Here is a 12,972-nt window from a genome sequence, read left to right on the forward strand (position 1 = left end):
ACATCCTCAGAAAAAACAGCGTATGAAAAATAAACAATTGAATTTCGTTAATCCAGCCGGACTATTTGATCCCACTCCTTATGGTTTTTCCCATAGTATTGCCTTAAAATCACCATTCGATCTTTGTTTCATTGCCGGACAGAGTGGTGGGATAGGTGAAGGACATGTCTTGTCTGCTGACTTCAGGGAACAGGTGCAAGGCGCCTTAAATAACTTAAGGATAATATTGGAAAGCCATTCCTTATCTGTGCACAACATTGTAAAAATCACTTTGCTTATTGTTGGCCACGATCAGGATAAACTGAAAATCTGGGGAGAAGAAGCTCAAAAATTCTGGGAAGGGTCATCTTTTCCCACTAGCACACTCATTCCTGTCAATCAGCTGGCCTTACCCGGCATGTTATTCGAAATTGATGTAATTGCTGCTAAATTATCCTGAGCTCAGATAGTTTAGGGCTTTCCTGTGACAAGACAATCTTTCCCGGAATATGGAGTTTAGGAGAAGATTGATAAATTTGTCATTTCGGGAATTACAATGAATAGGTTATTTTATTTATGAATTCCATAATTTCAATGCAGAAAAATGATCCCTAAAACCAATGCAGCAAGGATATTAGACAGTCTGAATATTTCCTATGAACTACGGACATACGAAGTAGAGGAAGAGCACCAAAGTGCGGAAGATGTAGCTGAAGCCATTGGCATTGCTCCGGAACGGCTTTACAAAACATTGGTACTGAAAGGCCAGAAAGACCCTTATCTGGTGGCGGTGATTCCTGGTAATGCCAATCTTGATCTAAAGAAAATTGCCAAGGCATCTGGCAATAAAAATTGCGAAATGATGCCGATGAAAGACTTGCAATCAGTTACGGGCTATATCCGGGGCGGGTGTTCTCCTATCGGAATGAAAAAGCAATTTCCCACTTATATTGAGGAACTGGCGAATTTGGAGGAATCCATTATCATCAGTGCCGGTAAAAAAGGTATTCAGATCATTATTGATCCCAATGATCTTGCAAGCGTCTTGAATACCCAATTCTTTGATTTGGTTTAGTCCTGTTCCGTAGTCTGGTCATCTGACATTTGTGATCGCATTATTTTAGTGGATTAAAATCAACATCAGGGAAGAGGCTAAAATCCACTTCCCTGATGTTCAAAAACAAATGATACTTTACAGCTCTTCAATGATTGTAAATCCCCAGGCTGGTAAAGACAACTGACTTTTCGCTGTTACGGTAGCATTGCTCAACAATGCTTTTCCTTTTTTGTAAGGATATTCAAGTGTTTTTTCCGCATTTGAATAGTTGAAATAATAATGAATCTTCTTTCCCTGATCATTCAAACCAGATTTCACAATTAAAGGGAATTTTAGTTCCTGATCTGTTCCCCAGAGTCCGGCAGTTTTGATCACATTTTCCAGAATCTTTTCTGATGTAGCCGTATTGATACCACAGCCGATATAAGTAGCCACCCCTTTACCGTAATTATTTTGTGTCACTGCGGCGTAGGTGCCCCATTCCGGGTGGTCATAACGGGCTAATACCTTAGCTGTTGTTGGGGTAATCAACTCCATCCATTTTTCGATATAATTCTGGTTGGAACCCACATGGAAAGGATCATCTTTCAGGCCAATATGGTCAGGTTTTGTAAATTCACTGTATTGGATACCACAGGCTTCAGTAATGATGCCTGGCTGGCGAGATGTCCGCACCTTATTGTGCTCATCGGCAAATCCACTTTTAAATGTATACAAGATATGTCCGCCATTTTTCACAAACCGGTTCAGGCGCTGAAGCAGGCTGTCGGGAGCAGCGTATAACGCAGGAACAATAATCAGCTTATAATCCTCCATGTTTTTACTGCCCGGATCAATAAAATCTGTGCCCACATTCATCGTGTACAGCACATCGTACATAGGCCTCAGAATGCTGTTATAGTTATCCGGGCCAAAGGAATTGTATGCCGTTAATGCTTCATTACTGAACAATATCGCGACTTCATTCTTCTTTTTCAGGTTCACCAGATGGGAACCAATTTTTTTAAAGTCGGCACCAATGGTCTGTGCCTCCAGGTAGGTATGGTTAGGTTCAAAATCATGGCTCAGTAATCCTTTCCAATAGGTTTCAGCAGAATTGTGAATAGAATGCCAGTGCCAGTAGGAAACCATATTGGCACCTGAGGCGATATGGCTGAATGCCTGTAATCTTAATTGTTGTGGATAGGGTACCCATTCTGCGAACCCCTGGGCTTCAGTTTCCATCACCAGGTAATTTTTGCCGCCTTTCATTGACCTTGTCACATCTCCCCCAAAAGAGATTTCTGCGCCAGTCAGTTTATTTTGTGAAGGATGGTAGATGTCAACTCCTGCAATATCAAGGACCTTAGCGGCATCAAAATGATCCACTTCGGTCTGAATACCATAGGAATAACCTTTCCAGTCGAAGTCGAAGTTTTGCGTTATAAACTGATTGGGTTTCTTGTACTCGCGCACAATCTTTGCCTGCCAGCCAAGGAAATTGGTTACGAGAGAACGCTGGAATTTACCAAATTCTGCAGTAAGACTGGCATTGATGCTACCATTTACCGAAGGGAAATCTTCCCAGCTATTAATCCTGTTGCTCCAGTAATCCAGTCCGAAGATTTTGTTCAGACTATCCAGTGAGGGATAACGTTTTTTCATGTAGGCTACAAATTGTGCCTGCACATTAGGGCCACTGGTGCCATAAGGTTTGGTTTCATTGTCAATCTGGTAACCAATGATAGCCGGATGGTCTTTAATGTGTTCCAGCATTTTCCGGATGCCTAATTCTGCATGTTTAAGGTAATAGACATTGGTAATGTCCATGTTCTGACGTGGACCGTATTGATTCTGTCCCCTTGGGGTGATGGCCAGCACATCGAGATGTTTTTTTACCAGCCAGGTGGGAACAGCATAGGTTGGGGTACCAATAATTACGCTGATCCCCGCTTTGTGCATGGCATTCAGTACGCGGTCAATATGACTGAAGTCGTATACCCCTTCCTGTGGCTCCATGGTGCTCCAGGTCGATTCAGCTATTCGCACCACGTTGATACCTGTCTCTTTCATCATTTTTACATCCTTGTCAAGCCGTTCATACGGCATGTATTCGTCATAATAAGCCACTCCAAATAACAACTTGTTATTGATGGTCTGAGCAGTAGCAGGTGGGGAATTCGTAATAAGTGTTGAAATGACGCTTATAAAAATCAGTAAATTTCTTTTTCTAAGTCTTAAGGAGTTCATGAAAGGAATATATGAGGTTAGTAATTGAGACAGCAAGATAAGAAATTCTTCTTGAAAGAATAGGGTGAAGGGGAAGCGTTTGTGCATTGTCTTATCCAGGTTCGTTCGTAAAGGCTTGGGCTAAGGAGTGGATTCGTGGAGAAGTAAGGGGAAGCTTAGGGTAAGAAGATACACTAGTGAGGATAAATGCATATTTACAGCAGACTTAGTCCAGGTTTAGTGCAGGTATTTCTATCAAAAACCTGCACTAAACCTGGACTAAACGTCCAATAGACCTGCATTTATCCTCACTGCTCCCTCAACACTCTCCGACCAGTGTATCGTTTTTATAGGAACAGACAACTCTCCGAACAGTCCACCTACAACACTACAAGGGCACTGTGTCTCTCCGTTTACTCTGTCTTGTAACAGCTTGTTCGTAAAATATAAAATCCTTTACTCTGTATCCTAAAAAATACCTTATTCTGTGTCTGTATCCAATGGAGTTTGATACCTAATTTTACAAGACAAGAATGAAGTCATGATGAGAGAAGAAGTAATAAATGAGAATAACACTGTAGTATATAGAAACCTGTATCTGCCTGATTTTAGGTCGATTCTCCATATTTATCAGGAGAAACAAATGAAATGTACTCCGGGGGCAAAGTTACCTAAAATACTAATGCCACAGCTCACTGAAGCTTTTGGTCTTCCCCTCAGTGTCGCCTGGTCTGATGAACGCATTATCGGATATGCCTATATCTATTTGAATGGAAATGGATCAACTGAGCTCGCTTGCTGTTTTGCCGGAGACAGGAATGAACAGGAAATCAGGGCAGGCCTGGAAAGGAAAGCTAAAAAGATTCTTGATTCCCAGTATGAAAACAATGGAGAGACAGCCGCTGCTAAAGCCGTTAAACTGAGGAATGCTATCCAGCAACTGATCAGCTGGTTAAACTCCTGCAATTAATTACCTTTACTCTAACTGATAACACCACCACAGATGGCCCGTGAAATCCTATACCATAAAATTGCGAATATTATTCAGGGGCAGATAACCTCGAAAACACTGAAAACCGGCGATAAATTGCCTTCTATCCGTTCGGTACAGAAGATTTATAGTGTAAGTATAAACACTGTAAAGCAGGCATTCCTGGAACTGGAAAGTAAATCCATGATCGAGGCGAGACCGAAATCGGGTTATTTTGTGAGCAATACTTCGGAAAGGAAGTTGGCCATTCCTTCGATGAGCAGGCCAGGGGGAACTGATATGGAGAAAGAGCCGGAGGACTTGATTTCTAAGGTTTTCGATACCTTAACAGATAAAAGTATTACCCAATTCTCTTTGGGTGTTCCGGATAAAAGCCTGTTGCCTATCGCTAAGCTGAATAAAGGTGTGATCAAAGCACTTCGTATGGCGGAAGATAGCGGGACAAGTTACGAACCCGTACAGGGCAACCAGAATCTGAGAAGGAATATCGCCAAATGGTCACTGGTACTTGAAGGGAAACTCACAGAAGATGATATTGTGACTACTTCCGGGGCGATGAATGCTATTTTTAACTGCCTGATGGCTGTGACCCAGTGGGGCGATACCATTGCCATTGAAAGCCCGGTGTATTTTGGGATGTACCAAATCGCCTATTCCATGGGATTGAAAATTATAGAATTGCCTACACATCCCATTACTGGGGTAGATTTATGTGCTTTAAAAAGCGTGTTACACAAGATCAAAGCCTGCTGCTTTATCAGTAATTTCAATAATCCACTGGGAAGCCTGATGCCTGATGAAAATAAAAAGGAATTGGTCAGGATGCTTACTGAACGTGATATTCCCCTGATTGAAGATGACCTGTATGGCAATCTATATTTCGGTACCTCAAGGCCAAAACCCTGTAAGGCATTTGATGAAGCCGGGATCGTGATGTGGTGCGGATCAGTCTCCAAAACACTAGCCCCAGGTTATCGTGTAGGTTGGGTGGCACCTGGAAAGTTCAAAGAAAAGATCATCAGACAGAAACTGTTACAAACCCTTTCCACACCGCCCTTGTTTCAGGAAGTGATAGCCGATTTCATGGAAAATGGCAGATATGACCACCATCTGCGGAATTTCAGGCGAACCCTGTATACCAATTGTCTGCAGTTTCAGCGGGCAATTGAAACCTATTTTCCTGAAAATACAAAAGTCTCACAGCCTCAGGGCGGATTATTTCTATGGCTGGAACTGGATAAAAGTATCGATACTGCAGCATTGTACGATATAGCGATCAGGCATAAGATCAGTTTTGCACCCGGCCGGATGTTTACGCAGCATGACCAGTATAACAACTGCATGCGGATCAGCTTTGGCTTGAAGTGGGATGATCAACTCGAATTTGACCTGAAACGTTTAGGAAATATTGTAAAAAGTGCTTTGTAAGCCGAATGCTTACATCTTTAATTTTCCTGTCTGTAATTGGGTTTCTGAAATAGGTCGTCGCAATAGAAGCTATTTAAAGTTACCGGCCCTGAGGTCATATAGAAGTATATGCTCCCGGATCATTTGCCGGTTATCGCCATATTTGACATGTTGCAGTAAGGAAAAAGTAAATGTTTATTGATCAGAGCGCTTCATCATTTATATGATCGTTTTTTTTACATTAGTAGAAGTAAAAAAGGATTTGCTGGCATACCTCAGTGTATCATTTGGAAAACCCTTTTCAGGATTATAAATGTTCAAAGGAATATGATGAAAAGAGCCTTAAGGGAAGATAAAGATTTGGTAATTGATATCTTGTCGAAAGCCTTTGAAGACAATCAAAGTGTAAATTATATCGTTCTTCAGGACCATAAGGGACTTCGGCGTATTCGTTCTTTGATGGATTATTCCTTTGAAGTTTGTTACCGCTTTGGTGATGTGTGGTTAGCTGAAAATAGAAAATCCTGTGCACTGGCATTATATCCTTATCAAAAAAAAACCTCAATTATTTCGATTTGGCTGGATATCAGGCTCATTCTTCAGGTTGTCGGACTGAGAGGAATCAGTAAAATGCTCAGGAGGGAAACCAGAATTAAACACCTAAAATTCAAGGGGAAAATGCTCTATCTCTGGTTTATTGCTGTTGACCCTTTGTATCAGCATCAGGGAGTTGGAAGTCGGCTCCTGACGGAAGTCATGACAATAGCAAAAAAGAAAGATTTACCAATATGTCTTGAAACATCTGTTAACCGGAATATGCTCTGGTATCAGCATTTTGGTTTTCAGGTATATGGAGAATTAAAATTATCCTACTCACTGTACTTTTTGAAACGAGAAACAGACAAATAAAGCTTATGTTCAATAGCAGGACAAATACCATTTATTGGGTACTTCGTCAGGAATATTTTAGCACGATTCATTATACTGCCTGATAATTTACAGCTTTTAAAAGACTAATTATTTGTAATATTTTTTGAATTTTAGACTCTAAGTAACTGAAAGGGAACGATATCTTTGATTCAGGTCTCTTCTCTTGTTATTAACTGAGTTAGGAAACAACCTTGTATGCTACATTTTAATAAGTTCCGGAAGTCATATGGTCATCAAACGATATTGAGCATTGATGATCTGATTATACAAACAGGTATTTACTGGATCAAAGGAGTAAACGGATCGGGTAAGAGCACCTTATTGAAATCTGTGGGTGGTTTTCTCTTTTTTAATGGCGAAATATTGCTGGATAAGATTAGCCTTAAAAAGAATGGGGTTTCTTATCGTAGAAAAGTAAACTTCGCTGATGCTGAACCTGTTTATCCGGAGTTTTTAACCGGCTGGGAATTGATAAAAATGTTCAGGGATGCGAAAGGTGGGCGAGCACATCAGGAGGATTATTTTATTGAAAGTATGAATATGAAAGAATACTTATCCCATCCTTTAGGTACATATTCAAGTGGGATGCTGAAAAAACTTTCCCTGGTCCTTGCTTTTTTAGGCAAGCCCAGGCTAATTTTATTGGATGAACCTTTAATTACGATTGATGAAAATTCATTAAACACTTTATATGAATGGATAAGAAAAAAGAATAAAGAAGACAATATCACCTTTTTCCTCTCATCCCACCAACCTTTGGATACCCATATGTTATCCGGGCTACGGGAAATTTCCGTACAACAGCAAACACTAACACTTGAATTTTGATGTTTTCTTCGCTGACGAATATATTAATGAAGATATTTGCAGCCGGTTTCTACCGGATGCATTCCGGTATGCTTGTATTCCTGTTTGGTACAGTAATCTGTTATTGTTTTTTTATCAATACGCTTGGTAGTGTCCCGGTCTGGGCATTCGAAGAATGGAATCTGGTGATCACTTTATCTTTGGTTAGAAATCCGTTGATTGTCACTATTTTTTTTCTGATTTGTTTGGGATACGCATTCAAAAGTGTGCAGTATATTGCAGGGCAGCTGAACTTAAATAATAGTGAATTTTTGTATTACAGCACTTCTTCATTTGGTCTCATCCAGCAATTCAAAAGCTGGTTTGTGGTTCAATTTAATATTTTTCTTCCACTGTGGATATATACCTGTTTTGCAGCTGTTATTGGTATAAATTATGGACATTATTTCATTCCTGCTGGTTTATTTATCTTTCTGCTGGCCCTTACCTGTACCTGTGCATTCATTTATATAAAGTTGGTCAATAGACAGATTGAGCTCAGCAAGCATACGGTGGTGATGAAGTTGATGAAAAACTGGAATAAGCCCTTCATTTTCCTATATACTTACCATGTTTTTAATAACCTGAAGCTGACTTATCTAATGACCAAGATAGTTTCCTGGGTTTTTATGATCGGGATATTTTCTTTGTTTATTCAGGAGAGGAATGGAATCCTTGTTCCTGGAATGATCATGCTAGTTGTGGTGACTGTGCATAGTATTCTTATCTATCAGGAATACCGGTTTAATGAGACTTTTTTATATTTTTCTCATAATTTCCCCTATTCCAGGGGTAAATTATTTTTAAGCGTTTGTGTTAATTTCCTTGTATTGATGCTTCCGGAATTGTTATGGTTTGTTACCACCTACCCGCTGTTTCAAACTGCCTTTTTATTATACTTTGGACTTTCTGCATTACTGCTTTTTAGAAGTTTGATGTATTGGTTCGGTTTAAACATGAAACGTTTCTTATGCTGTGTATTTGTATTGTTTAATATATTTTTTTTAGGGATTTTATACAAGATAATGTGGGCTTTACCATTGTTCAATATGGTTATAGCCTACCTGGTTTTTGATCGGAATTATTTAAATCAGTATTTGAAAGATTAACAACTGCGGGCGGTTCCGCCCGCAGTTGTTATCCATTAAATCACACCTTCTACACTGATTTGCTCTCTTGCCAGTTTTGCGGCAGCAACCATGTTTTCCAGTGCGGCTTTTGTTTCCGGCCATTTACGCGTTTTCAGTCCGCAATCCGGGTTCACCCATAAGTTCTCCGCTGGCAATAAATCGGCCGCTTTGCTCAACAGTGCAACCATCTCTTCAGTAGTGGGTACCCGTGGTGAATGGATATCGTATACTCCAGGTCCGATTTCATTCGGATATTCAAAGTGGGCGAAAGCCTGCAGTAATTCCATTTGCGATCTTGATGTTTCGATCGTGATGACATCAGCATCCATTGCAGCAATATGTTCAATAATATCATTGAATTCACTGTAGCACATATGTGTATGGACCTGTGTTTTATCCTGAACGCCACCTGCGGTAATCCTGAATGCGCGTACTGCCCAATCCAGGTAATGCGGACGTTTTGATTTCCTTAAAGGAAGACCTTCACGGATTGCCGCCTCATCAATCTGAACAATGCCAATGCCGGCTTCTTCCAGGGCTAAGACCTCATCACGAATGCCCAATGCAATCTGGTTGGTGGTCACCTCACGTGGTTGATCGTCACGTACAAACGACCACTGCAGAATCGTTACCGGACCGGTCAACATTCCTTTCATCTGTTTTTCTGTTTGTGCGGCGGCAAACTTGCTCCAGCGTACCGTCATATCTTTTGGGCGACTCACATCACCATAAATCACCGGTGGTTTCACACAGCGGCTTCCGTAACTTTGTACCCAGCCATTTTTGGTAAACAGGAACCCATCCAGTTGCTCACCGAAATATTCTACCATGTCATTGCGTTCAAATTCACCATGCACAAGTACATCAAGACCGATTTCTTCCTGCCAGCGGATGGCTTCAATGGTTGCCTGTTCTATGGCCTGCTCATATGCTTCAAGGCTAAGGTCGCCTTTTTTGTACTTTGCACGCAGCTGACGAATGTCATCTGTCTGTGGGAATGAACCTATCGTTGTGGTAGGGAAGGCAGGGAATTTAAAGCGTTCCCGGTGTAATTGCTGGCGTACAGGGAAAGCACTGCTACGGGTAGCATCAGCTTCGGTAATGGAGGCAATACGATCTTTCACTGCTTGTTTATGTACCTTTTCTGATGATCTTCTACTGGCTATAGCCGCTTTATTCAATTGCAGTAAATCCGCATTCCCTTCAGTGATTTGTTGGAGTGCTGCCACCTCATCCAGCTTTTGACGGGCATAAGCCATCCAGTTTCTGATCTCAGGATCAATCGTGCTTTCCAGTTCCAGGTCTATCGGACAATGTAATAGCGAGCAGGAGGGAGCAATAATTACCCTGTCTGTACCTAGTTTTTCTACCGCTTTATTGATCAGCTGCAATGATTTTTCGTAATCATTCTTCCATACATTACGTCCGTCAACTATACCCAGCGAAAGCTGAAGATGGTCTGGTATTAAGGCAAGAACTTCATCCAGTTGTTCCGGTGCGCGTACCAAATCTACATGAAGTGCCGCAACAGGCAGGTTCACTGCTAAAGCTGTATTATCCAGCAGGGATTCGAAATAGGTAGCGACTAAAAGTTTAACACCACTTACGCGGTTGGCAATGCTGCGGTATGCGAATTCGAATGCTTCTTTTTCCTTTTTAGAAAGATCAAGCGCAAGGCAAGGCTCATCCAGTTGTATCCATACCGCGCCCTGTAACCTGAGCCGGTTGATGATCTCCACATATACAGGGACCAATTGTTTGATCAGGTCAATGCGTTCAAATCCCTGTTCTTTTTCTTTACCCAGTAAGAGGTAACTTACCGGGCCAATTAATACAGGTTTCGCCTTTGTACCCAGTACCCGTTTGGCGGCATTGTATTCGCCGAATACTTTCTCAGAAAATATACTAAACTTTTGTTTTGCCGTAAATTCCGGTACCAGGTAATGGTAATTGGTATCCAGCCATTTCGTCATTTCCATGGCGGTGATGTCCAGGCCATCTTTCTGATAACCGCGTGCCATGGCAAAATAGAGGTCGGTTTCCTGGTTGGTTTTTACTTCCGTAAGGACCTGTGAATAGCGCTGCGGAATCACACCCAGCAATAAGCTCATGTCCAGCGTCTGGTCATAAAAACTAAAATCGTTGCAGGGAATAAGGTCAATTCCGGCATCCAGTTGTGTCTGCCAGTTTTCTTCTTTCAGCTTGCGGGCTACCTGGTTCAGTTCATTCAGGTCAATTTTGCCCGTCCAATACTGCTCACAGGCTTTTTTTAATTGTCTTTGGCTACCAATCCGCGGGTAGCCCAGGTTTTGTGTTTTCATGCTTTTCAACTTTTTAAATGGTTAATAATCATTGTAAAAATCTCCTGGTTGATTTCTGGATGTGCTGCGGAAGATTGCCGGGAAAGAAACATACGGATGTAACGAACAGCATTACAAACACCTGACAAAGGGTGTATGGCTGCAGCATACGTAGCATTTCATTCTGACAATAGGCTTCAATCGCGAAAGCATCGTCAATTCGAAATAGGCAGGTATCCTGACTTGTAACAGCTGCTATCTTCCTTCCCGCTTGCGCCTGGACGTACATGGATAGCTTTATTGATGTTACTTACAGTTGCGCGACAGTCCGTGATTTACACACGATTCCCCTTTTCATTTACAGCCAAGTAAAACCATTTCCGATTGTTGAAATATGTAAAGAAATTAATTATTACAAATCAGTTTTTAATTCCTTACAAAGGTATAAATGAAGATTTTAATTCGATACATATCTCTTTTAATAAGATAAAATAACTTTTATATTAGGAAATCGAAGCGAATTTTGCTGTTTATGTAGTATTTTTACATGTGTAAACAAAAAATATTCTATGAACGAGTTAGATGAGACGGATTTATTGCTGTTAAAAATCCTGGGTGACAATTCAAATCAGACGACGAAGGAGCTGGCCAGGCAGGTCAATCTTTCCCCTTCTCCGGTCTTTGAACGGGTAAAAAGACTGGAGAGCAATGGATACATCAAAAAGTATATTGCGGTATTGGATGCCGAGAAATTTAATCAGGGATTTATTGTTTTCTGCAATATCAAGCTTAAACAGCACGATAAGAAAATAGGGCATCATTTTGTAGCGGACATTATGAATATTGAAGAAGTTGTGGAATGTTATAACATTTCCGGCGATTATGATTTTATCCTTAAAGTTTATGCCAGGGATATGAAACATTATCAGGATTTTGTGTTTAATAAACTTGGCTCAGTAGAAAGTATAGGAAGTACGCACAGTACCTTTGTCATGGCTGAAATCAAAAATACACATAACATTAATTTTTAATATTTTCGAATGGAGCGTTGGCAAGATCAATCAGTTTTGGAATGTCCAGCAACCTTATTTTACTGCCTGTGCTGGTAATCAGCTGTGAAGCTTTAAACTGGCCTAAAATGCGGCTTACATTATCCCCGGCAATATCGATCAGATTAGCCAGATTGTGTCTGGAAATGCTGATCTCCATTACACGCTTATCAGTGTTGTCATAATTACATTTATAGCCAATAACGAGCAAAGCTCTGGCCAGATTTGCTTCGGAATGACCTGATTTCCCAAGGGAAGCATAATTGCCGATAATACTCAGTTCCTGGCCCGATAATCGATTATAGGCCTGTGCGAATGCTGCAGAGCTATTCTTCATGTGATAGAAGGCTTCCAGGGGAATAAAAGCAATTTTACTTTTCTCCATCGCTATTGCAGAATCCGGATAAGGGTCGCCAGTGGGGATGCTGTGGTAACCCAACAACTCACCGGCTGTAGCAATATAAAGGATCTGTTCTTTACCTCCTCCTGCATCTTTAGATTTCTTGACCATTCCGTTCAGCATCAGGTATAATCCATCCAGAGAATGGCCTTGCTGAAAGATTACTTCTCCCTTTTTATAATCCTTGATATGTTGCTCAATGACCAGAAAATTGTATTGATCCGGAGATAAGGTCTCCATCACATTCCTGGTGGCAAAACTCCATTTTTCATATGGAAATTTTTCAAATAGGATCATATAGGTTTAGTTTAGCGGTTAGAGATTTAAATTTAAGATTATTTACGGTGATTGCTATAGTTTGGATCAGTCAATTTTCTTAATTAATTCGGCGGATAAGATACGCTTACTGATACCCAAACTTAAATTTACATTGCCTGGATCTTTAAATGTTCATCTTTATCTGTTTTTCATCGGCTCTTATTGTTCTTTATTTGTATTCAAGAACTCGCAAGCTCGGTTTTCATTGCTGGTTGTAAGCGGTAAGCTTATGATGGTTTCATGATACAAATGGTATAGCCGCGATCCTTCCTAAATTGCTTTTTTTACCGTTGTGCATTTGTTATGCTTGCATGGGTATGTCCTATGGTAAATAATGAATTTAAAAGCCAGTCCACT

General features: G+C 40.7%; 11 protein-coding genes and 1 riboswitch. Of the genes, 8 read left to right on the forward strand and 3 right to left on the reverse strand.

Annotation, left to right across the window (positions count from 1 at the left end; all coding sequences use genetic code 11):
* Nucleotides 1-22: 22 nt before the first annotated feature.
* Both ACSBL2_RS11075 and ybaK read left to right on the forward strand, forming a co-directional pair.
* A complete protein-coding gene (locus ACSBL2_RS11075; protein WP_442591758.1) occupies nt 23-439 on the forward strand; it encodes a RidA family protein in 417 nt (138 codons plus the stop codon).
* Between the two features lie 144 nt (nt 440-583).
* Nucleotides 584-1,054, forward strand: coding sequence for a Cys-tRNA(Pro) deacylase (gene ybaK / locus ACSBL2_RS11080; RefSeq protein WP_442591759.1), 471 nt, complete (start codon nt 584-586; stop codon nt 1,052-1,054).
* Between the two features lie 117 nt (nt 1,055-1,171).
* Here ybaK and ACSBL2_RS11085 read toward each other — a convergent pair whose 3' ends face one another.
* Nucleotides 1,172-3,265 (reverse strand): beta-galactosidase, encoded by a 2,094-nt coding sequence (locus ACSBL2_RS11085; protein WP_442591760.1) that lies wholly within the window; start codon nt 3,263-3,265, stop codon nt 1,172-1,174.
* Between the two features lie 520 nt (nt 3,266-3,785).
* On the opposite strand from ACSBL2_RS11085, the gene ACSBL2_RS11090 reads away from it, so the two are divergent.
* The 5 genes from ACSBL2_RS11090 (at nt 3,786) to ACSBL2_RS11110 (ending at nt 8,527) form a co-directional block, all read left to right on the forward strand.
* Nucleotides 3,786-4,214 carry a hypothetical protein gene (locus ACSBL2_RS11090; protein ID WP_442591761.1) on the forward strand — a complete coding sequence of 143 codons (429 nt, stop codon included), beginning with the start codon at nt 3,786-3,788 and terminating at the stop codon, nt 4,212-4,214.
* 33 nt (nt 4,215-4,247) lie between these two features.
* Nucleotides 4,248-5,663, forward strand: coding sequence for an aminotransferase-like domain-containing protein (locus ACSBL2_RS11095; RefSeq protein ID WP_442591762.1), 1,416 nt, complete (start codon nt 4,248-4,250; stop codon nt 5,661-5,663).
* Nucleotides 5,664-5,969: 306 nt separating this feature from the next.
* Complete coding sequence (locus ACSBL2_RS11100; protein ID WP_442591763.1) at nt 5,970-6,551, forward strand: GNAT family N-acetyltransferase; 582 nt, start codon at nt 5,970-5,972, stop codon at nt 6,549-6,551.
* 216 nt (nt 6,552-6,767) lie between these two features.
* Nucleotides 6,768-7,400 carry an ABC transporter ATP-binding protein gene (locus ACSBL2_RS11105; protein WP_442591764.1) on the forward strand — a complete coding sequence of 211 codons (633 nt, stop codon included), beginning with the start codon at nt 6,768-6,770 and terminating at the stop codon, nt 7,398-7,400.
* Nucleotides 7,401-7,426: 26 nt separating this feature from the next.
* On the forward strand, nt 7,427-8,527 hold the full coding sequence (locus ACSBL2_RS11110) for a hypothetical protein (RefSeq protein ID WP_442591765.1): 1,101 nt from the start codon (nt 7,427-7,429) through the stop codon (nt 8,525-8,527).
* Between the two features lie 35 nt (nt 8,528-8,562).
* Here the strand turns inward: ACSBL2_RS11110 and metE are convergent, their stop codons facing one another.
* On the reverse strand, nt 8,563-10,869 hold the full coding sequence (metE, locus tag ACSBL2_RS11115) for a 5-methyltetrahydropteroyltriglutamate--homocysteine S-methyltransferase (RefSeq protein WP_442591766.1): 2,307 nt from the start codon (nt 10,867-10,869) through the stop codon (nt 8,563-8,565).
* Between the two features lie 190 nt (nt 10,870-11,059).
* Nucleotides 11,060-11,242, reverse strand: a riboswitch (cobalamin riboswitch).
* A gap of 175 nt (nt 11,243-11,417) precedes the next feature.
* Here metE and ACSBL2_RS11120 point away from each other — a divergent pair.
* Nucleotides 11,418-11,879, forward strand: coding sequence for an Lrp/AsnC family transcriptional regulator (locus ACSBL2_RS11120; RefSeq protein ID WP_442591767.1), 462 nt, complete (start codon nt 11,418-11,420; stop codon nt 11,877-11,879).
* Here ACSBL2_RS11120 and ACSBL2_RS11125 read toward each other — a convergent pair.
* Entirely contained in the window at nt 11,869-12,594 is a 726-nt protein-coding gene (locus tag ACSBL2_RS11125; protein ID WP_442591768.1) for a Crp/Fnr family transcriptional regulator, read from the reverse strand. The genes ACSBL2_RS11120 and ACSBL2_RS11125 overlap by 11 nt on opposite strands.
* Between the last annotated feature and the right edge of the window lie 378 nt (nt 12,595-12,972).

The sequence above is a fragment of the Pedobacter sp. AW31-3R genome (genome assembly GCF_052180285.1).
In the GTDB taxonomy this organism is placed as follows: Bacteria; Bacteroidota; Bacteroidia; order Sphingobacteriales; family Sphingobacteriaceae; genus Pedobacter.

Bases quoted from the DNA above. Each gene is read 5' to 3' on its own strand.
- ACSBL2_RS11120 (WP_442591767.1), top strand. From the start codon at position 11,418: ATGAACGAGTTAGATGAGACGGATTTATTGCTGTTAAAAATCCTGGGT.
- ACSBL2_RS11095 (WP_442591762.1), top strand. From the start codon at position 4,248: ATGGCCCGTGAAATCCTATACCATAAAATTGCGAATATTATTCAGGGG.
- ACSBL2_RS11075 (WP_442591758.1), top strand. From the start codon at position 23: ATGAAAAATAAACAATTGAATTTCGTTAATCCAGCCGGACTATTTGAT.
- ACSBL2_RS11110 (WP_442591765.1), top strand. From the start codon at position 7,427: ATGAAGATATTTGCAGCCGGTTTCTACCGGATGCATTCCGGTATGCTT.
- ACSBL2_RS11125 (WP_442591768.1), bottom strand. From the start codon at position 12,594: ATGATCCTATTTGAAAAATTTCCATATGAAAAATGGAGTTTTGCCACC.
- ACSBL2_RS11100 (WP_442591763.1), top strand. From the start codon at position 5,970: ATGATGAAAAGAGCCTTAAGGGAAGATAAAGATTTGGTAATTGATATC.
- ACSBL2_RS11090 (WP_442591761.1), top strand. From the start codon at position 3,786: ATGATGAGAGAAGAAGTAATAAATGAGAATAACACTGTAGTATATAGA.
- ACSBL2_RS11085 (WP_442591760.1), bottom strand. From the start codon at position 3,265: ATGAACTCCTTAAGACTTAGAAAAAGAAATTTACTGATTTTTATAAGC.
- ACSBL2_RS11105 (WP_442591764.1), top strand. From the start codon at position 6,768: ATGCTACATTTTAATAAGTTCCGGAAGTCATATGGTCATCAAACGATA.
- metE (WP_442591766.1), bottom strand. From the start codon at position 10,869: ATGAAAACACAAAACCTGGGCTACCCGCGGATTGGTAGCCAAAGACAA.
- ybaK (WP_442591759.1), top strand. From the start codon at position 584: ATGATCCCTAAAACCAATGCAGCAAGGATATTAGACAGTCTGAATATT.